The organism is Lysinibacillus macroides (assembly GCF_001281525.1).
GTDB classification, from domain to species: Bacteria; Bacillota; Bacilli; order Bacillales_A; family Planococcaceae; genus Lysinibacillus; species Lysinibacillus macroides.
Map to the genome: position 1 here is coordinate 130,881 of NZ_LGCI01000014.1, position 25,362 is coordinate 156,242.

Here is a 25,362-nt window from a genome sequence, read left to right on the forward strand (position 1 = left end):
CCTATGAAAAGCAAGAGCTTATAGCATAAACCTTATCGATGTAAAAGAAACTAAAAGCGCTTTGATTGTAATAGAATGAAGATAAGTTATTGTAAGTATTTAAAAAAATAAGGCTGTTCAATTGTATTTTTAACAAAATGCATTGGACAGCTATTTTTATGTCCATTTTATTTGTTTTTCATCTAATTTTAATGTTTGAATTGTAAGATTAGGGTAACAATTAACAAATAGCAGTATATGAAAGGATGAGGAATATGAGTTATTTTCAAGATGATGATAAAAATAATGATTTCCTAAAGAACGATGAAATATCAAAAACACCTCTTCAAGAACGACTAGAGCGAGAGGAACAAGAATTGCAGGCTAAGCGCCATAAAAAGAAAGGTGGCGGAAGCAAGGGAGGCTATTTCTTCAGTAGCCTAATTGGTGTTATTATAGGCGCTTTACTTGTATGGCTGCTATTACCTGGCCTTGTCAATCAAATGCCAGGCACAACATCAAGTAACTCAGCCGCAAATCATAATACAACGATTAATCAAGTAGCAACAGAGGTACAAACGGATGTGACAGCAGCAGTGGATAAAGCTTCAGCAGCAGTTGTCGGCATCACAAATATTCAAGAAGTAACAAGTGGTGGCTTTTGGAGTCCACCATCAACAACAACACAGGAGGCAGGAAGCGGCTCAGGTGTTATTTATAAAGTGGAAGGAAATAAAGCCTTTATCGTCACAAATAACCATGTAATTGAAGGAGCTAAACAGTTAGAGGTGACAATGCCAGATGGCACAAAAGAGGAAGCCCAATTAGTAGGTCTTGATGTTTGGACAGACCTTGCTGTCATTTCAATTAACTCAAAGAATGTAAAAACAGTCGCAACTTTTGGTAACTCTGATGTGTTAAAGCAAGGTGAAACGGTTATTGCCATCGGAAATCCGCTTGGCTTAGACTTTTATGGCTCTGTTACAACAGGTGTTGTGTCTGGTAAAGATCGCTCTGTACCTGTTGACTTAAATGGTGATGGTACAGAAGACTGGCAACAAGAAGTTTTACAAACAGATGCAGCGATTAACCCGGGTAATAGTGGGGGAGCCCTTGTTAACTTAGCTGGAGAATTAGTAGGCATTAACTCCATGAAAATTGCTGAATCCTCTGTTGAAGGCTTAGGATTCTCCATTCCTGTTAACTCAGCTATTCCAATTATCGAGGAATTAGAGAAAAACGGCAAAATGGAACGTCCAACAATGGGTGTATCTTTAGCAGATTTAACAGATGTCCCTGCATTCTATCAGCAACAAACATTAAAATTACCTGGAGAGGTAACAACAGGCGTGGTTGTAACAGATGTCATTAATAACTCACCAGCATCAAAAGCGGGTGTTCAACAATATGATGTTATCGTAGAAATGGATGGTCAAAAAATTGAAACAGCCATTGATTTACGTAAGCATTTATATAATGATAAAAAAATTGGCGATAAACTTACATTAAAAGTATACCGTCAAGGTAAATTAGAGGAACTAACATTAACTTTAACAAATGGTAACACACTGTAAACAAAAAGCGATGAGGACTTAAAAATCCCCATCGCTTTTTATAGTTATGTGGATAACTTGAAAATTGTGAATAATAACTTTACACAGAAAATGTAGAGAAAAAGGCACTTCTTCCATACAAGCTATTCCTTTGTTACAATAGATTGTGGATAACATAGACCGGATTGTGAATAAGTTTGTGGAAATTTCGGAAAATAAGGAGGTATGAAAAAATGACAAAGTACAGCTGTGAAAACCATATAGATCACGCTTTAGACATGTTTGTGGCTGAGCAAAAAGTATTCCCAATTATGGATAAAATCGATGAGGATAAAAAGTTATCCACAAAATGCAGCTACTGTGAACAGCCGGCAGAATATATTGTATCAAGTAAATAACTTTACACAATATATAGGATGTGCCTGTGGATATGTTGATAACTTTTGGGGATAAATTGTTTGTAAATGAATTGTAAAGGTGGATAACGTGTGAATATAACGATTGTATCAGTCGGCAAGCTAAAAGAAAAGTATTTAAAAATGGGTATTGATGAATACGTCAAACGTCTAGGTAGCTATGCAAAAATAGAGATCATCGAGGTGCCAGATGAAAAAGCCCCTGAACAACTAAGCGATGCCGAAATGGAGATCGTCAAGAAAAAAGAAGGCGAGCGCATACTAGCCAAAATTAGTCCAGACACCTACATCATCGCCCTAGCCATCAACGGCAAAATGAAAACCTCCGAACAAATGGCAGCCGACCTCGAAGCCCTTATGACCTACGGCAAAAGCAAAATCGCCTTCGTCATTGGCGGCTCCCTCGGCCTGCATGAGGATGTGTTAAAGCGTGCAGATGAGCAGCAATCTTTTGGTAAGATGACACTTCCTCACCAGCTCATGAAGCTCGTGCTAGTCGAGCAGATTTATCGGAGTTTTAGGATTATGAAGGGCGAACCGTACCATAAATAGAGGCAAAAAAAGTTGAAGATAAGGTGGTATTTTGTTGTCGGAAGCGGGTAAGGGTTGGGAAAATGCAACTTCTTTATCCGTTTCACGATATAGCAAATGAATAAGTGTAAAAGTCTTTGATATATTAACATCTGTAAAATCGAAATCCAGTTCAACCTGATGAATAGTTCTTGAACGATTCTCCAGTTGCCGTATTGATATTTTTCCTACGAGTAGCTGGAGCAACTGCTTTTTTCCTTCTCTTGTGGAGCTTTGGTAGACTTCTACAAACTTTTCTAATAGAAATCGAACCAATTCATGCGGAATGACTTTTGTATCTGATGAACTTAGTTGTATGCTGAGTTCATTTTTCTTTTGTTCCAGTTGTGTTCTTTCTTTAGCAACTTGTTGTAGTCGTTCCTGCAAAATTGCGACAGGGAAAAGGTTTTGTTCAAATGCTTCTAAATACTTTTCTTGAAGCTGTTGTATGTCTATTAGCTTCTTTTCTATTTCTTCTAAGTCCCTTTTAAGAGCGGAAATGGAGTGAACAGATTGCTTATTTAAAGATTGAATTATTGAGACGAAGTATTCCTTGTTGGCAAGGAAGTTTTCAATTCGCCCAATCACTTGATTTTCCGCATCATATGCTTTGATTCCATTAGATCTACATGCGGACGAACCTTTATTATGAAAGTCAGAACAGACATAGTAACGATGTTTTCGTTTTGAACCATCTTTTCTTGTATAAGTGGTGATGGCAGGAACCATACCCTGTCCACAGTCAGGACAACGAAGTAAGGAACTTAATAAAAACGGCTCATTTGATTGGCGTTGTTTGAATGATTTGCTTTTACGTCTTGCCTGTACAAGATGCCAAACATCATCAGCAATAATGGCTTGGTGTTTACCATCTGCAAGAATAGGATTGGGATTTTTACCTTTTCGTCGCTTCGTATCCCAGTTTTCAACTTTAAGCCAACTGACTTTTCCAACATAAACGGGATTATCTAATATTTGAGCGACCCCATTGATAGAAAAGTATCTGTTTCTTTTTGTCCGATAGCCATGCTTGTTTAAGTGGTTTGCAATTGCTTTTAATCCTTTTCCTGAAAGGTATAGCTCATAGATAAGTTGTACAACTTTTGCTTCTTTTTCATTGATAACAAGTTCCTTTTTAACAGAATCGTAACCAAAGACGACCCCGCCGTTCCAGGACCCTTCCAAAGCACGCTGTTTCATTCCAAGTTTTACATTTTCTGACAGTGTATTGCGTTCCATTTCGGCAATGGAAGCCATTAATTGCACAACAAGTCGGCCGATGGGACTTCCAGTGTCAAAGTTCTCTGAGTAAGAGATAAATTTAACACTATTTTCTTCAAACTTATCCAGCACAGTCAGTGTATCTAACATGTTACGGGATAGCCGAGAGATTTTCCAAACAAGAACGGCATCGAACTCATCTTTCTCCACGTCAACCACCAATTGTTGCATAGCGGGGCGACCTGAAATGTTTTTACCACTGACCCCTTCATCGACATATTCTTTTACCACTTGCCAACCATACAGACCTGCATAATTGCGAAGGGTTTGTAGTTGAGCTGTAATACTGTAACCCTCACTTGCCTGCTCCTCTGTAGAGACACGACAATAAATAGCGACTCGTTTTATTTCATTCATTAGAATGCCTCCTTTCGATAACAGTGTATAATGGAAAAAGAAAAAGGGAAAGAACGTTCTCTTTCCCAACAAAGAATTTATATTATGACACAAGTTTTGAAATAGAATTTATTTCAAAGTTATAATTGATTTGATTCACGACCCTTTTCACTCTCTTTTTCCCAAGGGGAACGGTTGTAACTTGAATATCTTGAATGATTTCCTTCAACAGTTCCTTTTTCTTTATATCATCCAATGACTGAAAAAACTGTTCGAAGTTATCTAAAATGTTATTAACAATTAACCCTACATTCAAATTATTTTCTAATTCAATGCTTGATTCCACTCTTTTTAGTTTATCATTGATATCCTTTTCGGAATTTTGTAAATGACTAAGTTGATCGGACAATGCATCTTCGTCAATTATCTGTTTGTAATATAAATCGAATAACTGCTTTTTATTTGTTTGTAATTCCTTTAATCTCTTTTTAAAGAATTTGAATTGCTCATGTTTGGGTTGTATATCCAACTTTAATTGGGAAGATAATTTTGAAGATAGGAACGTTCTTATTTCGGTGGCTTTTAATTTCGAGGATAGTTCGGTGAGGACCTTCTGTTCAGCATCGTTTTTATTGATTAAATTTGCTTTACATAAACCTTTATTCTTATTTTGACTGCATTGATAATAAAGATATTTGCCACCTGATGATTTGTGCTGAACCATTGAAGAATTGCATTCTGGACATTTAAGGAAACCAGATAAAAAGTATGATCCCTTATGAATTTTAACAGGCTGATAGCTACGTTCACTATAAGAGCTTTGTGCTTTAAACCATTGCTCTTCACTAATAATTGCGTGGTGTTGCCCTTTGTAAATTTTCCGTTCTTTCCCTTTTTCACCCCATCGTATAAAACCAGCGTAAATAGGATTGGTTACGATTGATTTTATAGAAAAGATACTCCAACTTCTTGAATTATCTTCATCCGAAGTATAATGGTTATTCAGATAGGAGGCGATTTTTTTATATCCCCATCCATCTACCACATACCTATCAAAAATAAATCTAACAATTTTCGCTTCATGTTCATTAATTTGAAGCTTCTTTGCAGGTGTAGAAGAATAACCAAACACCCTTCCGCCGTTAAAAAGGCCCTTTTCCGCACGTTCTCTCATTCCATTTTTACAATGGAATAAAATGTTCCGTCGTTCGTTCTCTGCCATTGCAAATAAAACCTGGAGTAAAAGTATAGATCCCTCCGTTTCAGTGTTAATTCCTTCAGAAATACTAACCAAGTAGTGACCCTTTTTGTGGATTTCATCTAATAAAACCATTGCTTCTTTCAAATTACGAGCAAACCGATCCAGCTTCCATACAACAATATAGATAGATTCCTTCTCATTAGAAAGAACGTCATGAAGGAGTTGCCTAAATTCAGGTCTTTCTTTTATAGAAGATCCAGAACCTGATCCCTCATTGTAGATTTTCAGTAATTCAAAATTGGCATACTCGCAATGTCTTCTTACTTCCCGATCTTGCTTAGGAATAGAATAGCCATCAAGTTGAATATCTGTACTTACCCTTAAATAACCAACTGCTTTTTTCAAGATACTTTCTCCTTTCTTTCGGTTGTCTTTTGATATTCATCGAGATTGTCGATAATCAAATCCACAAATAGGTGTAGAAAGTTATTTGCCTTTATTTTTTGTTTATCTTTTTCGCCAAAAATCAGTTCTTTATAATGGGTGTCGAAGTCAAAGATATAGTTGTTTTGCAAATGAATCTTCCTTTCTTTCGGGGTTTTGTTTCGAGGTATTGTTTCGAAGAGATGTGTAGTAATAGGGGTTGTAGCACTTACAACTCACATTATAAGAACTTGTAGAAAAAAGTAAATAGCATATGTGTCTGAGGTTTCGTACATTAAAGCGGTGAAGTATGGTGATGCATGAACGAAGGCTGTAATATCTTCAAAATTATTGCAGTTGATATATGGCTAATTGTGGTTATAATATTAGTAAGCACGATATTGCGATAACTGAACTTGAAGTTCAGTACGGCAATAAGTAGATCCATTTGAAGAACCATTCCGCTTTCGAGGCTTCGGATGGTTCTTTCTTTTTTTCTATCTTGTGTTATTAAAACACATCTCCTATCTATGATAATAAGGATCAGTCGATCATAAAACAGGATTTCCGTTTTGGAAAAACGTGAATGAGGAGATGATTGTTTTTGAAGAAGGAAACACAACAAATGACAGATGATTTTGGCAAAATGTTAAAAAGGTTGAGAGTAGAACAAGGGCTTTCCTTAGTAAGCGTAAAATAATGCCCACCTAGTTTTTCAGGTGGGCATTGGTGTATTCTTTACTTAACTTTATCAGGAATACGGCATTCCTTTGGAATGGTTTTTGACCACGGAAGGAACTGATCAAGTGCTTCCTGATCATCTAGATCTATTTGTGGTAATTGTTCAAAAAGATAGTTTAAGTAGCTCATGGGATTTAACCGGTTCTCTTTGGCAGTTTCTACAATGCTATAGATAATGGCACTGGCAGTTGCACCTCTCATAGATTGGGAAAACAGCCACGATTTTCTCCCCATAACGAATGGTTTAATAGAACGCTCCGCTCTATTATTATCAATTTCAAGACGCCCATCTTTCATAAAGGTAATAAGTTTAGGCCATTGGTTTAAACTATAGTTAATTGCTTCACCTAGTTTGCTTTTTGGTGGAACTTGAGGGCGTTTTGATTTTAGCCATGCTAAAAAAGCATCCAACACGGGTTGACTGCGTTTTTGACGTTCTTCTTTCCGTTGTTCTGGGCTACAATTTTTGATTTCCTCATCTATCTGTTTCTCAATTTTAAATAATTGATTACAGTATTGGAGTCCTTCAGCCGCTAGAGTTGTAGATTTATCTACATTGGCAGGCAACGATTTGAGCGTTTCATCGAACTTTCTTCGTGCGTGAGCTAGACATCCAACTAACTCCACATTCTTCAAATCGTGGTATCCTGCATAACCATCGACATGAAGGTATCCCGAAAACCCCTTAAGAAATGCCTTTGGGTGCTTACTGTGGCGCGAAGTCTGGTAATCGTATAAAACAATCGGTGTTATGTCACGGCCAGATCGGTATAACCACATATAGGATTTGGAATTTGCAGCCTTTCCGGGTTCTGCTAAAACTTGAACTGTTGTTTCGTCTGCGTGCAGACGGTCAAGTTGAAGTAGAAGCTCATGCAAGCGATTGTAAAGCGGTGAGAGCCACTTCATTGAACCATATATTACCCAGTTGGCAATCGTTTGGCGTGATAGAAAGACACCAAGTCGTTCAAATTGTTTTTCAATTCGGTACAATGGCATTCCTTCTACGTATTTTTGATTCATGATATATGCCATTGAAGAAGGCGAAGCGAGACTTTTTGGAAAAACTGCCGCAGGCATTTTAGCTGTGACAATCGGTGTTTCGATTCCTTCACGTTCACATTTACGACAGCTGTAAATATGTTGAATATGCTCCACGACTTTCACTTGAGCAGGGATAATCCTTAATTCTCGTCGCGTTTCCGTACTCATTTCATGCACAGTTTCACCGCAACACAAACAGACCTGCTCTTCTTCGGATAAACGATAATGAATCGTTTCCGTAGGCAAGTTTTCAAGTTTCGCATCTCGTTGTCCTACATACTTCTTTCGATTATACGTAATCGTTTCAAGCGTAGGTTCTTCCACTTTTACATCCGCTGTGATTTCAGCTTCATTAAAAAGAGATAGTTCGATTTGATCCGGATTTGTTTTTTCACTAGATGTCCCGAATCTCTTTTGTTGGCTTAGTCGGAATTGTTCTTCCAACCATTTTACTTTTGCCTCTAGGACTTCTTTTTGTTTTTCTAAATCCGCATTTTTTGCTGCGAGTTCTTCAATTGTATCTTGTAGTTCATGCGTATTTTTTTCCATGAAAATAGAATACCATAAAGAGAGGTGACATGGATTGTCAACTCTCTTTAAATGATAAATTTTGCATCCATTTTTTGATGTGCTTGTTTTTGTTCTAATGGAAGTCCATCAAGCAACCAATTTAATTGGCGAGGACTAATGCATTGAGGGTTGGATGTTTGTTCGTCTGGCCATTGAAAAATGCCTTTTTCAAGACGGCGATAATACAACCAAAACCCATTATGATCCCAATGGAGAATCTTTAACTTATCTCGTTTGCGATTACAGAAGACAAATAGATTGGAAGAGAAAGGATCCAGTTGAAAACTCATTTGAACAATCGCTGCCAATCCATCGATCGACTTTCGCAAATCTGTTGAACCCGTCGCTAAATAGACTCGTTCAATGGGTGTTTTACTTAACATGTGACTGAAGAACCTGAAGCACTTCATTAAAAAGTGCATGATTGAAGCCTTCTTTAATTTCAATTGAAACATCTCCTACCTTAACTGTTAAAGTAGATGTTTCTTCAATCGAATTGGATGAATCGATGGCAACCCATTGTGTAAGAGGATAAGCGACGTGAGTCGGTTCAGTATCCAATCGTTTCATCCAGCTATACATACTTTGGACACCTACTTGATTTTGTTTACACCAAGCTTTTACACTTGGCACTCCACTGGATCTACAGGCATCGATGCGTTCTTGCCACATCTGTTTTCGTTCCTCTGGTGACATAAAAAACCTCCTAACAATTGATGTTAATGTGATTATCACAAAACTCGGCAATTATTAGAAGGTGTGTAGTATTTGGCGCTTACTTTCCTTAAATGATCTCTCAATTAAAACTGGCATCTCAAGTTCGTACATCTATAGGCTTGAGCAATCAAAAAGAAAATCTGTGAGCTTTCCCAAGCTTGTGGCACTTTCAGAAGCATTAGGAGTCGAACCATGGGTACTTGCGGGTTCGAGTCTTAACTGGAACAAAGGCGAGACAATAGGTTTAAAAGAATTATTGTTCAATCACCAGGTACAGCATGACGGGGAAATACTAAGTGCAGAGGTAAAAGAAATACTACTTGAAATCCTTGAAGCAACCCTCGATGCGGACTGGTCAAAAGAAAGTCTCTTGCAGGAATTGCAGGTGATCGGAGAATTGATCAGCGAATTAAAGGAGATTTAGTTCTTCGGCGGTAACAGGCTTTCTGTTGCCGTTTACATAAAGAACAGATACAGAATATTAATAATATAAATATAAGTTTCATATAAAACATAGATTTCTGTGGTACTGTCAATATTTTTGTGTAAATGACGATTCACCCGTTCAAGGGAACTCATCACCTGGGTATTCAATTGTCCTTGTTCGAAGTGTTGATTTGAGTGTGTAGGAAAGGGCTAGCCCTTTCCTACACACTCAAATTTCGCGCTGGCGCGTCCCGGTCTAGTTTGCCGGTTCGTGCAGCTGCTCAAACATTTCTTCTAGCTTTGCACGGGCCTGATTGAAGCCGATGTGGCAGCGTGTGGCGAAACGTTGATTATAGTCTTCGAACTGCGTCACTAAAAAGCGCTCCAACGATTCTTCGTTCGGGAACTGTTCCTTGCGCTTTGTATATTTTTTGATTTGCTTATTGAACGACTCGATTAAATTCGTCGAGTAGATGCTTCGCCAAATCGCCTTGGGAAAGCCGTAAAACGTCAGTAAATACGGGTTTTCGAGTAAGCCTTGTGCGACTTTTTTATACGATGTGCCCCATTTTTCGCAGAACGTCTCGAGCGCTTTTTTCGCTGCTTCAGCGTTCTTTGCCTGGTGAATCGTTTTAAAATCCTCGCACACTTCCTTGCGATCTTCTACTCGGACTTTATGCATGATATTGCGTGCCACATGGACAAGGCACACCTGATATTTTGCCTTTGGAAACACATTAAACACAGCGTCTGCCATGCCTTTTAAGCCGTCTGATACGAATAAAAGTACGTCTTCTACACCACGGTCTTTGAGCTCTTGTAGTAGCTCCTGCCAGTTGTAGGCCGATTCTGTTGGGGCAATCGTATAGCCAAGCACTTCTTTAGAGCCGTCTTCACGAATACCAACTGCAATATAGACGGCCTCTTTTGACACCGTATCACGACGCACGGCAATATACGTCGCGTCTAAATACACGCAGACGTAACGATTGTGCAAAGGACGGTTATTAAAGGCTTCTACCGTTTCTGAAACAGCCTTTGTCATATTCGAAATCGTTTGCGGCGTATAGTGATGCCCATACATTTTCTCAATTAATTGCGCAATTTCCGCCATCGTAATGCCTTTTTTGAACAAGTGAATGACCGTTTCTTCCAGCGTATCGTTCGAGCGCTTATATGGTACCACTGTCTGTTGTTTAAACTCACCGTTGCGATCCCGCGGGATTTGAAGCGTTAAATCGCCGTACTCCGTGTGAAGTGTACGCGAATAAGACCCATTGCGAGAATTGCCTGAGTTGAACCCGATACGATCGTATTTTTCGTAATCCAAAAATTCCGTCAGCTCTGTCGCCAGTAGCGAGTTGATCGCCATTTCCAAGTGCGAACGAAAAACCTCGGTAATATCTTGTTTTTTGACTAGTGCATCGACAATTTCTGTTGTAAACTGATTCATAGGGAAGACCTCTTTTCTAGGATTGGTTGTGGTGACTTAATTCTACCAAGAAAGGGTCTTCCTTTTTCTATGGAATTTTCTATTTACACAAAATATTTTATACTCTCATTTCTGTGATACCAGGTATACAAAACTTTATATAACATATATCGAAAGTATATAGAAGATATACATATGATTTTTAAGTCGAGTAAGTGTTCGATTAGAATACTTGACTATAGCCAATAACCCCTTTATAATTCACAGAAAATAGCAAAAAGAGGTGAAAAAGATGGTTTTGAAGAATCAATTGAAGAATAATTATATAAATAAAAGGCAAAGCACTTACCGAATCGGCTAACGAATCTGGTAGGTGCTTTTTTCATGTATTTATTTTTTACCAAACCCAAAAGAGAAGGAATAATCAAATTTTGAAAGGATGGAATGGCATGGGTAAGAGTGGTACGAAGAAAGAAAATTTACTATCTATATTCTTGAAGGAAAATCCGCAATTGCTTTCAGATGCACTTGGATTTCAGGTCAATAATATTACGCTTGAACAACGTATTGCATACAATCACATGGATATTCGTGGAGTTGATTCTAAGAGAAGAATTCCTGTTATTATCGAAGTACAGGTCACGAAAGCAAATAAGAAGTATCTGAACAGAGTAATAGAGATGATTGAAAAAAATAATGAATCAGTTATCGTATGGATTGCCAAATCATTCGATGATGAAATTTTGGATGAACTGAAAAAATGGTTTGAGTCGCATCAAAAAGAGTTTGTTGATTTTTATGCCCTTTCGCTTCATGAAGATACCATCGCTGTATTGGAAAAACTAAATGAAATGTATCGTTTGGATATATATAAGAACTTTTATCTGTTAAGGGAACTGAATCCCCTGCTAAATGCTGAATTAGTGAACCACCAAATTCATCCATCGCATTGTGGGCAGATTAATACAAATCCATCACTACCTGACTTTGACCGAACTGAAGATGTAAAGCGAGCAATGTTACAAGTGTTACGTAGCAAAATACCGTACTTTCTAAATTTCCATTACGATAAAAAGACAAATCGAAATGATCGAATCCTTACTTGCGGTGCGGGTAAAACAGGGATAATTTATAGATGCTCAGCAGAAGATGTTCGGAATCTTGCATTTGTCGAGCTATACTTCGACAAAGCAGAAAAGGATTGGTACGAATCATTTAAAGGTATTGAAAGGGAACTCGTTGCTACTATTCACAAGGATTTGTGCTTTAGGAAAAGGAGAATTGGGGTTTATTTCAAGCCAGACGAGGATTATGAACAAACCTTTGAGAAAATTGCGGAGGTCTTTCAGAAAATGATAGATGGATTCTCCCTCTATATTCTTGGAGGAAAAGAACTTGGCATACCTCATTCAGAAAAGGATTATGAAGAACATACAAAGAAAAAATTTGTTCAATTTCCAATTAAGTTACCAGAGCAACCGTTCCCAACCGAGGACAGTTATAGAATTCAGATGGAGGAATTATCCGAACTGTTGTTAACAAAGTAACACCATTAAAGGCTTCATGTCCGTTGAGATGTGAAGTCTTTTTTGTTTCTTGTATCATTTTAGGAGAATAAGTCGAATGGCCAGGATAAAATTGAATTAAAAATAGAGTAAGAGTAAAATAAGAGTTAAGTGAAATTCAATTGTACGAGGTGAACTTCGTGGAAGTAAGGCTTTTTTATCGCACTCAACGAGATTTAGCTACAGCGTTAAATCAATTGGTTGATGCATATTGGCAAGAAGAAATAAAGGAAGATGAACTTATAGAAGGTATTAAGAGTATGTACGAACATAATCAGGAGAAGCTGATAAAGAATAATGAGTTTACCAAGGTGGTTCAACAGCAAAGCGGAAAAAGACGATTAGCGATTGTTGGAAAAATTTTAGAAAAAGAAATAGGTTAATAGTCTTGTGTGAAAGGTAGGATCAGATGACAATAGATTTAGAATACTCTTCAAGTTTGAATGGTGCATCCTATTTATTATTTGAACTTAAACAAGTTATTAAATTAAAGCGAATGGGTTTAACATCATCAGAAATAAGAGCTAAAGTGATTGAAGAGAACCTCTTTCAATTTGAAAACAAAGGTAGAATCAATCGTGCATTGCCATCCGTTATGCGGAGAGCAGAAGTGATTGACAAAAGTTTAGCTGACCTCTTATTAGAAGGCTCTATTGAGATGGCGAAGGTTATCAATTTATATGCCATTATGAAAACAGATTTGCTGTTTTTCGAATTCATGAATGAAGTGATAGGCGAGAAACTCCATAATAACGACCTTTTAATTGAAAAGAAAGACATAAACGTCTTCTTTACTACAAAAGCGGAACAAAGTGAAAAGGTCGCCAGTTGGAGTGCCATTAATACGGAAAAGCTGAAACGGGCATTTATGCAAGTGTTATTCGAAAGCGGATTACTAAAAAAAAGACGAGGCGAGGAGTTAAGTCGTCTTATTGTTGACGAGCAAATAAAGGATCATTTAATCCGCATTGGTGATGCAAAGTATGTTCAGGCGATGGGAGAGTAAATATGGCTACTTTGAAGGAAAGATTGAAGAAAATTAGTAATCGTATAAAGGAAGACAAATTCATCGAGGGACGTGGATTAGGAAATGAAATTAGCTTTTATATCTTTGATTATGATCCAAAAGATGAATTAGAAGTACGGGATTTTATTAAAATTCTTCACAAAGAATTTAATAATGGTCTCTATAATCGTAGAATTATTGAGTTTGATCTATACAAAATGTTAATTGAGATAACTAAAGAAAAAAGAATCTTTGACCGTATTTTTGATATGGAAGAACGGCAGGGGAAAGATGCTTTATTTAAAGCCATGACAACATTTGCGAAACCTGAAATCTTCCTGCAAAAAATTAAAGAACAGATGGGAGAGCATAATGTTGTTTTCCTGACGGGCGTTGGTAAAGTATATCCATTTGTACGATCCCATAATATCTTGAATAATCTTCAAGAGGTATTGGATAAGATCCCTGTGATTTTGTTTTATCCAGGGCAATACAGCGGTCAGGATTTACAGCTTTTTGGTAAATTCAAAGATGATAACTACTATCGTGCATTCCGCTTAGTTGATTAAAGGAAGAGGGGGAAATTAGATGCTACTAAAAGAGATGTTCTTAAAAGATATTGAACGTGATATTCGTGGGGTTATTAAAGTTGCTCAAACAAACGAAGCGGATATTTATCAGGAGTTAGATGAGTATGTTGTAACACAAGAGCTACATCGACATTTTTCCAAGTTCTATGAAAACTATCAAAAGGGGATTAATGGCAAGACAGATAAAATGGGAGTTTGGATCTCAGGGTTCTTCGGATCTGGTAAATCACACTTCCTTAAAATTCTTGCGTATTTATTAGAAAACAGAGCTGTACAGGGAAAGAAGCCCGTTGATTTCTTTGAGGAAAAAATCAAGGATTCACTTGTATATGCGAATATGAAACGTACAGCGGATGTTGATACAGAAGTGATTCTTTTTAACATTGATTCAAAAAGCTCACTCGATAACAAATCAAAGGAAGATGCAATTCTACGTGTCTTCATGAAGGTGTTTTACGAGCATCGTGGCTATTATGGGGATATTCCTGGCGTTGCGGAGATGGAAAAGTATTTAGACAAACAAGGAGTTTATGAAACGTTTAAAACGGAATTTAAGGCTCTTGCTGGTGAGTCATGGGAAGATCGTCGCAACAGCTTCTATTTTGATGCGGATTTTGTCATCGGTGCATTAGTGAAGGCGACGAATATGACAGAAGAATCAGCCCGAAATTGGTTTGAAAATGGTGTAAATAACTTTGAAATTAGCATCGAGAAATTTGCCAAGGATGTAAAAGAGTACATTGATAGTAAAGGCCCTAATTTCCATTTAGTATTTCTTGTAGATGAAATTGGGCAATATATCGGCGATAGTCGCAACTTAATGCTAAACCTCCAGACATTAACTGAGGATTTAGGAACATATGCCCAAGGTAAAGTGTGGATCATGGTAACTTCACAAGAAAGCATTGATTCTATTGTGAAGGTAAAAGGTGACGACTTTTCACGAATTCAAGGTCGTTTTGATACAAGACTATCCCTATCATCCATTTCAGTAGATGAAGTTATTAAGAAGCGTATATTAGAAAAATATCCGCATGTATTGAATAAGCTTAGAGCGGATTATCCGAATAAGAGTGCAATCCTCAAAAATTTAATCAGCTTCCGAGAGAGTACAGCAGACTTACGGGGTTATGATAACGACTTAGAATTTGGGGATGTGTACCCATTTGTTCCATACCAATTCAAGCTATTGCAAAATGTTTTTGAACAGGTACGGAAGCATGGTTCTTCAGGGAAGCATTTATCCGAAGGGGAACGTTCTATGCTATCAGCGTTTAAGGAAGCAGGACTTCGTTATAAAGATGCTGAAGAGGGTTCGCTTATTCCATTCTATGCTTTCTACGATACGATTAAGGAATTCCTAAACCCATCCATTTCAAGGGTTATAGAGGGTGCTAAAGAAAATCCTGCACTAAAAGATGATCCTTTTAATGTAGATTTGTTGAAGGTATTATTCATGATTAAGTATATCAAGGAACTTCCTGCAAACATTGATAATATCGCAACACTTATGGTTACACGTATTGATGAGGACAAACTTCAGCTTAAAGAAAAAATCAAAGCTTCTTTACGAAAACTGATTTCACAAACACTCATCCAGAAGAATGGTGATAATTATTCGTTCCTAACTGATGATGAACAGGACATAAATAAGGAAATAAAAGATACAAAAATTGAAGAAGAAATATTAAAGCGAGAATTAAGGTCGTATATTTTTGACGGATTATATGGTGATAAAAAATTTGTTTATTCAAAACAATATATGTTCCCATTCAATCAAAAAATGGACGAAAAAAATCATGGTAGCCAAACAGCGAGTATCGGAGTGCAAATTTTCTCTCCTCTTTCTGAGCAATATTTTAAATCGGATCAGGAATTAATGATGATGAGTTCGGGAAGCGGAGAAATGATTATTAAACTTGGTGGCAATGAAATCTATGTTGAGGAAATGGAAGAAGCATTGCGTATTGAAGAACATCGTAGAAAAAAGAATATTCCACAACTTCCAGAAAACTTACAAAACATTTTAAACAATAAATTGGCTGAAGTTCGTGATCGAAGACGAAGAGTTCAGGAGTTGTTAGAAGATGCTGTGAAAGACGCTGTTTTCTTTGTAAATGGTGAGAAAATGGATATTAAAGGCTCAAATGTAAAAGAGAAATTCAATACAGCATTAAAACAATTAGTAGATAACGTATATACGAAATTAGGATATGTTAAAGAGCATCTGGATAATGAACGTGAATTGATTTCCATATTGGCATCCGATGATCAACAAATCTCATTTGATGAACAAATTAGTTCAAATCCTAATGAACTTGCCAAACGAGAGGTGTATGAGTTTATCGACCTACAAGAGCAAATTGGTAAACAGATGCGAGTAAAGCTTGTGTATGATCGTTTTCAGGACAAACCATATGGCTGGAAACAGCTCGATATCGCACGTCTGGTAGCTGAGTTACTAAAAGAACAAAGAATTCGTATTCGCTACAACTCTGAATACATGGAGCCAGAGAAGGATACAAACAAACTATTGACGATCTTTGGAAAGACAACTGAAGCGGACAAAGGAATTATTACAAAACGAGTGAAAGTGGATGAAGCACTCATTCGTACAGCTAAACGGGTTTGTAAGGAAGTATTCAATACAACAGATTTGGCTGATGATGAAGACGGTCTTGTGAAGGATATACGTACGCTTATTGCTAATCAGATTGCTGAAATTAACGCATATAAAGCTCGCTTCGAGGGGCGGAAATACCCTGGCATGAGCCTCCTTAACAAAGGTTTGGAGTATTTTGAGCAGTTTAATAACCAGCTTGATAATTCCTCTTTCTTCACAAAATTAAAAGATCTTGAAGATGATTTAGCTGATTGGGAAGAAGATATTGTATATGTAAAAAGCTTCTTCGGAACGAACCAGAAAGAAATCTTTGATCAAGGTTTGGCTGGTCTAATCAAATTCGATGAAAATAAAGCCTATTTATCTGGGAATGAAGTAGAGGAAGCAATGAACAAGCTTCGAAATATCATTCAAGATCCAATTCCTTATCGTAAAATTAAGGATATCCCAGAGTTGCTTCATGCATTGGAGCAACAGATAAATTCAGTATTAGATGAGAAAAAGACAAACGCCCTTGAAAAACTACAAGCGGATTATAATGAATTAATTCTACAAGCCAAACAATACGGAGTTTCAAACGAAACAAAACTGCGTGTAGAAGGTTATTATGATGGGTTAAAAGCAAACCTTGCCCAATTTACGGACATCTTTAAAGTAGATGCAACAATTTCTCAGAGCGATAGTTTTAGAGATAGAACGTTAAAAGAGATTCAACAGGAAATTACAGAATGGCAACGTAAAAAAGTAGAAGAACAGAAAAGAAATGCAGGTACTATTGTTGAGACACCTGTTAAAACGGTCGTACAGAAACAGACGGTAAAAGTAACCGAACTTGTTACTGTGAAAACATTATCGACGGAAGAAGATGTAGACCTATACATCAACACGCTATCCAATAAGTTAAAGCAGATCATTAAGGCAAATAAACAAATAGAGTTTGTTGAATAAGGGTGGAATAGATGAATAAAAGTGCATTGAAAAAATTTGCGACAGAAGCTCGTAAAGAACTGCTGGAACGGGTAGAGCTACAAGCAAGAAAAATTGGGATTACTGCCGACTCTATTCAAAAAGCAAATGTCGAAAGCTCCGATGCCGTCTTTATCGACGGCAGACAGCTTTCTGATTTGGAAAGACGACAAAGGAATAAATTGGTTACCCGTATTAATGAAATCGGCTTTGACCGAGTAATTGAAGAGACGGCATACACGTGGTTCAACCGTTTTATTGCCCTTCGTTTTATGGAAGTGAATGACTATTTACCAACGAAGGTTCGGGTTTTATCATCATCTCATGGTGATAGTGCAGAGCCAGATATGATGAAAGAAGCATTATCCCTTGATTTAGAGTTGGATAAAGAATATGTGTATGACCTGAAAATGAACAACAAAACGGATGAGTTATTTAAGTATCTCATTAAAATGCATTGTAATGATTTGAACCGCTATATGCCATTCATGTTTGAAACACTGGAAGATTATAAGGAAATCTTATTCCCAGAAGGTTTGCTCGGAACAGATTCATTTGTCCGTCAGTTAACGGATAAAGAAGTGATTCCAGAGGATAATTGGGAGAAAATAGAGGTTATTGGCTGGCTTTATCAATATTACATTGCCGATGAAAAAGATCGTGTATTTAAAGCGAAGGCAAAATATAAAGCAGAAGAAATCCCTTATGCTACACAACTATTTACACCTGACTGGATTGTGCAATACATGGTGCAAAATTCACTTGGACGTTATTGGACTGAAGCACATCCAGAGCATGAAGATTTAATTATGAACTGGGAGTTTTTCATTAAACATCAGCAAGAAGATTTTCAAGAAAAAATTGCTCCCTATATAAATAAGGAATTGAATGTAGAAGATATTAAATGTTTCGATCCAGCAATGGGTAGCGGACATATTTTAGTTTATATGTTTGATATCCTATATGAAATTTATAGTAAGTGTGGATATATGGAGAGGGAAATTCCACGCCTTATCATTGAGAAAAACTTATATGGTTTAGATATTGACGATCGTGCCTATCAATTAGCAAGTTTTTCAGTGGTAATGAAAGCACTCCAATACAATCGTAGATTTCTTCGAAGCATCGAACGAGATGGGTTGACGATGAATTTAGCATCTATTCAGGAAACCAATGGGTGGTCAGATGAAGCAATTACTTTTATTGCTGGTCAAGATAATGCTGAACAATTTAATACAACAAAAGCATTTTTCGACCAATATAAAAATGCTAAGACATTCGGTTCCCTTATCAAAATAACGGAAACAGATACAGCATTTTTACAAAATAGATTAAAGGAAATAAAAGAGAATCCAGTAACCGATATCTTTCAAGAGGAAAAACGTCAACAATCATTAGAACTACTTCCATTGCTTATTAAACAAACGAAAATTATGAGACAGCAATATGACGTTGTTGTAATGAATCCACCGTATATGGGTTCTGGAAATATGAACAATGAATTGTCTGATTTTCTGAAAAAGAATTATCCTGATTCCAAATCAGACTTATTCGCTTCCTTTATGGAAGTTGATCATTATTTAAAAGAAAATGGATTATATTCAGCTATTAATCAGCATTCATGGATGTTCTTAACAAGTTATGAAAAGTTACGTCAAAACATCATTGATTTCAAAGTAATCGACACAATGCTCCACCTCGGACCGAGAGCTTTTGAGGAGATTGGTGGAGAAGTCGTACAATCAACAACTTTTGTATTAAGAAATTCTAAAATAAAAGATATAAAAGGCACTTATATACGATTAATTGACGGAAAAACAGCATTAGACAAGAAAGTAAGAGCAATTGAGGCAGTACAAGACTCCGCTACTCCATTTCGTTATTTATTTAATCAAGAAGAATTTAGAAAGATTCCAGGTAACCCCATTGCATATTGGGTGAGTAATAATTTCATTTCAGTATTTGAAAAAGGAACCACTTTAAATGAAATTGCAGATTGCTGTACTGGTATGCAGACAGGAAATAATGATTTGTATATGAGAAACTGGTTTGAAGTTTCATATCAACAAACAAGTATTTCTACTCAGTCTAATAAGTGGAAAAAATATAATTGTGGTGGAGAAAGTAGAAAGTGGTATGGAAATCATAATAATGTCGTGTTATGGGAAAATGATGGAGAACAAATAAAAGCAGAAAAAGGATCTGTTATTAGGAATGAATCATACTATTTTCGGAAGGGTATTACATGGAAGAGAATTGGTAGTTCAGATTTTTATTTAAGATATTTACCACCAGATTTTATCTTTGATCAATCGGGAGATTCGATGTTTCTAAAAGAGGAGAAATATTTAAAATATATTTTAGCTTATGTTAATACTAAAGTAGCTTTAAAATCATTTGAGATTATTGCTCCAACCCTAAATTTGACAGCAGGGAATATGAATAAACTTCCAATAATTATTGATAATGAACAAATTGAAAGAATTGATGAACTTGTTGATCAAAATATTGATATTTCAAAAAGAGATTGGGATTCTTTCGAAATTTCTTGGGATTATAAAAAACATCCTTTCATTGGAGTTTCTGAAAATGTTTCAAGAGTTAATGATGTTTTTAAACGCTGGAAGAACTATACAGCAGGACTATTTAATAAGCTAAAAAAGAATGAGGAAGAGATAAATCGGATTTTCATTGAAATCTACAGTCTTCAAGAGGAATTAACACCAGATATAGTGGATGAAGATGTAACTATTCGAAAAGCTCATTTAGAACGTGATATCAAAAGTTTCATCTCCTACGCTATCGGTTGTTCTTTCGGTCGTTATTCTCTTGATGAAGAAGGTCTTATCTATGCTGGTGGCGAATTTAATGCTTCACGTTATCAAACATTCACAGCTGATGAGGATAACATTTTGCCAATATTAGCAGGTGCGTATTTCGAGGATGACATTGTGACAAGATTTGTTGATTTTGTGCGTGTAACGTTTAGTGACGAAACGCTTGAGGAGAATCTTGATTTTATTACGGATGCAATTGGGCGTAAAACAAATGAAACTGCCAGGGAAGCGTTGCGTCGTTATTTCTTAAATGATTTCTATAAGGATCATGTCCAAGTTTATAAGAAGCGACCGATTTATTGGCTATTTACTTCTGGTAAAGAAAAGGCGTTTAATTGTCTAATTTATATGCATCGTTACGATAAAACAACGCTTTCTCGTATTCGTACAGATTATTTACATGAAGTGCAGGTACGGATGGATGCGGAGAAAAAAGACTTGCTCGAAATTATAGAAGGCGATTTTACTACGAAAGAAATTAGCAATGCGAAGAGAGAGCTAAAGGGCCTCGATAAAAAAATTGACGAGTTGAAAGCTTATGATGAACTATTGCACCACATGGCAGACATGCAAATCGAAATTGACTTGGATGATGGTGTGAAAGTGAATTATGAAAAGTTTAAGGGGTTAGTAGCAAAGATTTAGCTTTTTCGAGGAGCAGATTGATTTGGTTTGCTCCTCTTCTAATATACGGAGGAAAAGCGATTTAGAATAGAGTGTTTATTCACGATAAAATTTAGGTGATTAAATGAAGATAAACATAGAGGAACAGTTGGTTAAATATGGTTATTTACCAGAACAACTTCCACCTATATTTAGTTCTGAAAAGTTTTTCGAAAACTATAGAAACTTACTGGATATTCCTCAAAAGAATGCTTGTGAGTGTGTAAGTTTTACTATTTCCAAAAATGACCTGTCGAGAAGAAATATAAAAATACCAAATCCAGCTAAACAAATTCATTTATTTAATTATGTGTTATCTATGCATAAAGAGTTAGAGAATAGATTCTCCAATAACAGACATTCATTATCCAATCCATTTTATTATTTGGGAGAGATATATGAAGATATTTCGGTATTCAACGTTCCCTTATTTAGAGAAAAGAAACCTAAAATTGTAAAATCGACCTATATTAAGAATCTAAAAGACAAAATGAATGAATCAATGGGATATAAATATTGTTACAAGTTTGATTTGGCAAATTTCTACGATAGTATTTATACACATTCCATCGAGTGGGCTGTAATAGGCAGGGAAGAAGCAAAGAGAAATATCAGGGTAAAAAATGATAATTTGGGAAAGAGCTTGGATGAATTAGTGAGAGGAACTAATTCTAATGAAACCTCAGGCATTCCGACAGGCCCCTTTACCTCAAGAATTATTTCCGAATTGCTGTTGGTTAAAATTAATGAGGAACTTGAAGATTTATCTAAGATTCATAGTATCGACTTTAAGTTTATGCATTATGTAGATGATTATGAATTTTATTTTAGAAGTGAATATGATGTACACAAGTTGAAAAATAAAATTATTGAAATATTTGAGTCTTACAGATTGAAAATAAATCTCAGTTATTGCTTTATCCATATCACTCGATTAGGGATGTTAAAAGTGAATATGATTATTATATTGAAAAGTACAATACGAAAAAGGATGAGCATTCATTAAGGTTATTATTTTTTAAAGCGGACGAACTTACAAGTTTGGGAGAAAAGGGAGCATACAAATATCTGTATAAAATGCTTTATAACAGAGTTGACCTGAGGAATTGTTGGACTGCTATTGAACCCTTCCTGATAGGACATTTGTTAATTCGACCTTCAATAAGTCAAAATATTGTTGAGTTAATTTTAAAGTATATGGACTTAGTCTCTGAAAGGTTAAGTAAGGAAATATTCAAGAATTTAGAAATCAGTATGAATAACCATCTACATAATGAATCCCAATGGTTATTATGGTCACTAATAAAAATTAATTACGACTTTACTGTTTTTGAGTTAGAGCATCTATATAAGAAATGCGATGATGATATTACTAAAATCATTTTACTAAGCATCATCTATAAATCAGGGAAGGATAGCGAAGAAAAGTTATCAAGTCTCTTAAAAGAAGAAATAGAACATCTGACTACATTTAATTTTGAATCTGATAAATGGCTTTTACTGCATGAATGGTACATGAATAAATGGCAGTGCTATAAAAAGTTAGAACCCCACTACAATAGAAATAAATTTTTTCAAGCATTGAAGAAAAATAAGGTATCATTTTTACTCATTTGACTTATCGTATTCAGTAAAAAATAAACCAGAACAAAGCCAACAGATGTAAGAAGCTTATATCACCTATAAAGAAAAATGTTGCCATATCCTTGGTAAGAACGTGACCTGATCGTTTCCTGCACTATCTTATAGGAACAATTAAAGGACACAAGCATAACGGGAATAAGAAGGAATAAATAGCGATTACAATAAGTAATAGTTGTTGTATTAGAAAGCAGGTGAGTAGAATGAATATGACTCAAATAGTCTCCGCCCTCCAAGACATCTTCAAGGAACCTTTAAGTGATGGAGAACAGCGTAAGATTGTCTTTTGGGTGGACAAGGATGAGGATTTTATTGAGGAAATTGATCAATTGACAATGGATGGGGTTAAAGTCCAAACATTATCGGAAAACAATCAATTTTATACGAAGCATTTATTAGAGGAAGAAGATCCTACATCTTCTTATTTAATTTATACAAATATGGAACTTAGTTTAGAAGATAACTGGTTAGCGGATACAGTGTTGTATTCAAAGACATTTTATGCTGATCGAATTTCGCTCATTTTAAGTGAACTTCAAATAGATCCGTCGCTTCGAGCTGTAATAAAGAAATATGAGAAGTTTTTTAACAATAAAGAACGATTCCGTAAGTTTCAGGCATTTAAGATTGAGGCGTATAGTGAGGAAACGATTGAGCTTGCAATTATGAGTGTTCTTTGCAATGTGAGGACACCTGACTTTGAGGCAGTCTTAAGAACTGTTCTGATGAATACGCTGAATGATAGCGAGAATAAGCATTTAGCACAAATGGACAAGTTCTTTGATATTAATGTGTTCTGGACTTATGTTGCCAACTATTATGGCTATGAGCGTGAATCGAAGACGTTAAAGACATTGTTTATTCATCTGGCTGTGACAGCATTTAGCCATTCGGTAAACGAGCAGTATTTAACAGACGTAAAAGATTTCATCGCTGTCCGTAATAAAGCAAATTCCCTTGTTTTCATTGACCATTGGATGCACCACAAGACCGATTACGAAGTATTTAATGCTTATGCAGAAATGGTGGAACAAGAAATTCAGCTTCCGAATATATTGCAGTCTGTTCCGATTGATGAATTTAAACAAGCGGAAACCTTTTCTTATATTGATCGAGCTGTCATTATTTACATTGCGAATAGCTTATTGGAAAAGCTTGAGGACTATGAAGAGTATACAAAATTAATTAAGCTTAGACGGGCAAAACACTTTTACGAGAAATATACCCATATTTATGATGCTCTTTATTACACAGTGAAAATGCAAGAGTTTCATAAAGATTATAATCAAGGAATCCCTTCAGGACAAGCAGTTGACATATATGAAGCATACTACAAAAAATATCACGTCATGGATACATATTACCGTAAGTTTTATGTGGCTTATGACGAAGAAAGTAGCCATGAATTACTAAAGAAGCTGAAAAATCTTGTAGAACACCTTTATACAAATAGTTATATGGGAGAACTAAGTACAAATTGGTCACAAGCAGTAAAAGCAGAAATGACAGGGCAATGGTCACTACCAGGTGTACTTAGTCAACAAAGGTTTTATTCTTCCATCGTTGCCCCACATATTAGTAAAGGTGAACGAGTATTTGTCATTATTTCGGATGCGATGCGATATGAAGTGGGATTAGAATTAGCAGAACGACTGAATGCCGAAACGATGGGAACTTGTGATGTACAGACAATGCTTAGCGTTATTCCATCTGTGACAAAGCTTGGTATGGCTTCTCTTCTTCCACATAAAACGATTGATTTTGATGCATCTGGTCGTGTGTTAGTAAATGGCAAGGATTCATCAGGTCTCGAAAATCGAAAGGCAATTATTGAAACTGTGGTAGAAGAAAGCATTGCTATTCATTATCAAGATATAAGAGACATGAACAAAGCAGGTAGACGTGAAACATTCAAAGGGAAGAAGCTCATCTATATCTATCATGACACCATTGATGCGATGGGTGACAAAGCATCTACAGAAATCTACACGTTTAATGCAGTGGAAACGGCGTTGAATCAGTTATATGATTTGGTGAAAATCATTAGGGATGATCTTAGCGGGACAAATGTATATATTACGGCAGACCATGGTTTCCTTTATCAACGGGAACCTTTAGAAGAAAGCGATAAAATCGAACAAGTACAAATGGATAAGCTTGAAGTGAAACGACGTTACATTCTTTCGAAGGAAAAAAGAGATCTTCCAGGTCAAATGGCAATTAATTTATCCTCTGTCATTAAAAATGAACTGGAATTGACGGCCTATGTTCCAAATGGAACGATTCGTAATCGGATGCAAGGAACTGGTGTTAACTTCGTACATGGCGGTGCAAGTTTACAAGAGATTGTTGTGCCATTGCTTTCTTTCAAGAATAGACGTGCGGGACAGAAGGGTGTACAAGCTATTTCGAAAGTGGATATTAAATTGACAAGTACGACTCGAAGAATTACCAATAGTATTTTCAATTTAAACTTCTTCCAAACGGAGAAGGTGGAGGAAAAGATGAATCCTCGTACAGTCATCATTTATATGGCTGATGCTGAAGGAAACATCCTATCAAATGAAGAAACGATTATTGGAGATCGCACATTTGATAATCCAGCCGAACGTACATTCAAGTTACAGTTTGTCATGAAGAGTATCCCTTATGATCGCAATAAAACATATTACTTAATGATTAAGGATACGGAAACAGGCATTATAACTGAAAAAGTTCCATTTAAAATTAATTTGGGAATTGTTAGTGACTTTGATTTTTGAATTCCACGTGAGGAGGGGAG

20 protein-coding genes are annotated in these 25,362 nt (G+C 36.2%); 13 read left to right on the top strand and 7 right to left on the bottom strand.

All coding sequences use genetic code 11. The features are described from left to right. The first annotated feature begins 254 nt into the window (after nt 1-254). The 3 genes from ADM90_RS22565 (at nt 255) to rlmH (ending at nt 2,500) form a co-directional block, all read left to right on the top strand. Complete coding sequence (locus ADM90_RS22565) at nt 255-1,553, top strand: S1C family serine protease (protein ID WP_053997107.1); 1,299 nt, start codon at nt 255-257, stop codon at nt 1,551-1,553. 212 nt (nt 1,554-1,765) lie between these two features. After that, nucleotides 1,766-1,930: a CxxH/CxxC protein gene (locus tag ADM90_RS24120; protein WP_083448660.1), complete on the top strand. Its 165-nt coding sequence runs from the start codon at nt 1,766-1,768 to the stop codon at nt 1,928-1,930. Between the two features lie 90 nt (nt 1,931-2,020). Continuing rightward, nucleotides 2,021-2,500, top strand: coding sequence for a 23S rRNA (pseudouridine(1915)-N(3))-methyltransferase RlmH (rlmH, locus tag ADM90_RS22570; RefSeq protein WP_053997108.1), 480 nt, complete (start codon nt 2,021-2,023; stop codon nt 2,498-2,500). Here rlmH and ADM90_RS22575 read toward each other — a convergent pair. The 6 genes from ADM90_RS22575 to tnpA form a co-directional block, all read right to left on the bottom strand. Continuing rightward, entirely contained in the window at nt 2,441-4,156 is a 1,716-nt protein-coding gene (locus ADM90_RS22575; RefSeq protein ID WP_053997109.1) for a recombinase family protein, read from the bottom strand. The two genes, rlmH and ADM90_RS22575, sit on opposite strands and share 60 nt — an antisense overlap. A gap of 82 nt (nt 4,157-4,238) precedes the next feature. Then, nucleotides 4,239-5,741, bottom strand: a complete 1,503-nt coding sequence (locus tag ADM90_RS22580) for a recombinase family protein (RefSeq protein WP_053997110.1) — start codon at nt 5,739-5,741, stop codon at nt 4,239-4,241. Next, a complete protein-coding gene (locus tag ADM90_RS24610; protein WP_009499328.1) occupies nt 5,738-5,911 on the bottom strand; it encodes a hypothetical protein in 174 nt (57 codons plus the stop codon). Before ADM90_RS24610 ends, ADM90_RS22580 begins: the two co-directional genes overlap by 4 nt. Nucleotides 5,912-6,497: 586 nt before the next feature. Further along, nucleotides 6,498-8,093, bottom strand: coding sequence for an IS66 family transposase (gene tnpC / locus ADM90_RS22585; protein WP_053993086.1), 1,596 nt, complete (start codon nt 8,091-8,093; stop codon nt 6,498-6,500). Between the two features lie 47 nt (nt 8,094-8,140). Continuing rightward, nucleotides 8,141-8,497: an IS66 family insertion sequence element accessory protein TnpB gene (gene tnpB, locus ADM90_RS22590; protein WP_053994328.1), complete on the bottom strand. Its 357-nt coding sequence runs from the start codon at nt 8,495-8,497 to the stop codon at nt 8,141-8,143. Next, nucleotides 8,487-8,810, bottom strand: a complete 324-nt coding sequence (gene tnpA / locus ADM90_RS24415) for an IS66 family insertion sequence element accessory protein TnpA (RefSeq protein WP_053993084.1) — start codon at nt 8,808-8,810, stop codon at nt 8,487-8,489. Before tnpA ends, tnpB begins: the two co-directional genes overlap by 11 nt. A 61-nt stretch (nt 8,811-8,871) precedes the next feature. Here tnpA and ADM90_RS22600 point away from each other — a divergent pair, with 61 nt between their 5' ends. Continuing rightward, nucleotides 8,872-9,255, top strand: coding sequence for a helix-turn-helix domain-containing protein (locus tag ADM90_RS22600; RefSeq protein ID WP_152928070.1), 384 nt, complete (start codon nt 8,872-8,874; stop codon nt 9,253-9,255). Nucleotides 9,256-9,513: 258 nt separating this feature from the next. Here ADM90_RS22600 and ADM90_RS22605 read toward each other — a convergent pair whose 3' ends face one another. Further along, on the bottom strand, nt 9,514-10,710 hold the full coding sequence (locus ADM90_RS22605) for an IS256 family transposase (protein ID WP_053997112.1): 1,197 nt from the start codon (nt 10,708-10,710) through the stop codon (nt 9,514-9,516). A 410-nt stretch (nt 10,711-11,120) separates the two neighbouring features. Here ADM90_RS22605 and ADM90_RS22610 point away from each other — a divergent pair, with 410 nt between their 5' ends. The 9 genes from ADM90_RS22610 (at nt 11,121) to pglZ (ending at nt 25,342) form a co-directional block, all read left to right on the top strand. After that, complete coding sequence (locus ADM90_RS22610; RefSeq protein WP_053997113.1) at nt 11,121-12,236, top strand: PDDEXK family nuclease; 1,116 nt, start codon at nt 11,121-11,123, stop codon at nt 12,234-12,236. A 158-nt stretch (nt 12,237-12,394) separates the two neighbouring features. Beyond that, complete coding sequence (locus tag ADM90_RS22615; RefSeq protein WP_053997114.1) at nt 12,395-12,637, top strand: TIGR04540 family protein; 243 nt, start codon at nt 12,395-12,397, stop codon at nt 12,635-12,637. Nucleotides 12,638-12,663: 26 nt separating this feature from the next. Next, nucleotides 12,664-13,260 (top strand): DUF1819 family protein, encoded by a 597-nt coding sequence (locus tag ADM90_RS22620; protein ID WP_053997115.1) that lies wholly within the window; start codon nt 12,664-12,666, stop codon nt 13,258-13,260. Nucleotides 13,261-13,262: 2 nt separating this feature from the next. Beyond that, nucleotides 13,263-13,829 (top strand): DUF1788 domain-containing protein, encoded by a 567-nt coding sequence (locus tag ADM90_RS22625; RefSeq protein ID WP_053997116.1) that lies wholly within the window; start codon nt 13,263-13,265, stop codon nt 13,827-13,829. Nucleotides 13,830-13,848: 19 nt separating this feature from the next. Further along, nucleotides 13,849-17,421 carry a BREX system P-loop protein BrxC gene (gene brxC / locus ADM90_RS22630; protein WP_053997117.1) on the top strand — a complete coding sequence of 1,191 codons (3,573 nt, stop codon included), beginning with the start codon at nt 13,849-13,851 and terminating at the stop codon, nt 17,419-17,421. Between the two features lie 11 nt (nt 17,422-17,432). Beyond that, a complete protein-coding gene (gene pglX, locus ADM90_RS22635; RefSeq protein WP_053997118.1) occupies nt 17,433-20,921 on the top strand; it encodes a BREX-1 system adenine-specific DNA-methyltransferase PglX in 3,489 nt (1,162 codons plus the stop codon). Between the two features lie 103 nt (nt 20,922-21,024). Next, complete coding sequence (locus ADM90_RS22640) at nt 21,025-21,945, top strand: RNA-directed DNA polymerase (protein WP_053997119.1); 921 nt, start codon at nt 21,025-21,027, stop codon at nt 21,943-21,945. 35 nt (nt 21,946-21,980) lie between these two features. Then, nucleotides 21,981-22,556: a hypothetical protein gene (locus ADM90_RS22645; protein ID WP_152928071.1), complete on the top strand. Its 576-nt coding sequence runs from the start codon at nt 21,981-21,983 to the stop codon at nt 22,554-22,556. A gap of 227 nt (nt 22,557-22,783) precedes the next feature. Continuing rightward, the gene (gene pglZ / locus ADM90_RS22650; RefSeq protein WP_053997121.1) at nt 22,784-25,342 is read left to right on the top strand and encodes a BREX-1 system phosphatase PglZ type A; all 2,559 of its coding nucleotides are present in this window, start codon (nt 22,784-22,786) and stop codon (nt 25,340-25,342) included. The last annotated feature ends 20 nt before the right edge of the window (nt 25,343-25,362 follow it).

Bases quoted from the DNA above. Each gene is read 5' to 3' on its own strand.
- ADM90_RS24120 (WP_083448660.1), top strand. From the start codon at position 1,766: ATGACAAAGTACAGCTGTGAAAACCATATAGATCACGCTTTAGACATG.
- ADM90_RS22640 (WP_053997119.1), top strand. From the start codon at position 21,025: ATGAAGATAAACATAGAGGAACAGTTGGTTAAATATGGTTATTTACCA.
- pglZ (WP_053997121.1), top strand. From the start codon at position 22,784: ATGAATATGACTCAAATAGTCTCCGCCCTCCAAGACATCTTCAAGGAA.
- tnpA (WP_053993084.1), bottom strand. From the start codon at position 8,810: ATGTCACCAGAGGAACGAAAACAGATGTGGCAAGAACGCATCGATGCC.
- ADM90_RS22620 (WP_053997115.1), top strand. From the start codon at position 12,664: ATGACAATAGATTTAGAATACTCTTCAAGTTTGAATGGTGCATCCTAT.
- ADM90_RS22565 (WP_053997107.1), top strand. From the start codon at position 255: ATGAGTTATTTTCAAGATGATGATAAAAATAATGATTTCCTAAAGAAC.
- tnpB (WP_053994328.1), bottom strand. From the start codon at position 8,497: ATGTTAAGTAAAACACCCATTGAACGAGTCTATTTAGCGACGGGTTCA.
- pglX (WP_053997118.1), top strand. From the start codon at position 17,433: ATGAATAAAAGTGCATTGAAAAAATTTGCGACAGAAGCTCGTAAAGAA.
- ADM90_RS22575 (WP_053997109.1), bottom strand. From the start codon at position 4,156: ATGAATGAAATAAAACGAGTCGCTATTTATTGTCGTGTCTCTACAGAG.
- brxC (WP_053997117.1), top strand. From the start codon at position 13,849: ATGCTACTAAAAGAGATGTTCTTAAAAGATATTGAACGTGATATTCGT.
- ADM90_RS22605 (WP_053997112.1), bottom strand. From the start codon at position 10,710: ATGAATCAGTTTACAACAGAAATTGTCGATGCACTAGTCAAAAAACAA.
- tnpC (WP_053993086.1), bottom strand. From the start codon at position 8,093: ATGGAAAAAAATACGCATGAACTACAAGATACAATTGAAGAACTCGCA.
- ADM90_RS22625 (WP_053997116.1), top strand. From the start codon at position 13,263: ATGGCTACTTTGAAGGAAAGATTGAAGAAAATTAGTAATCGTATAAAG.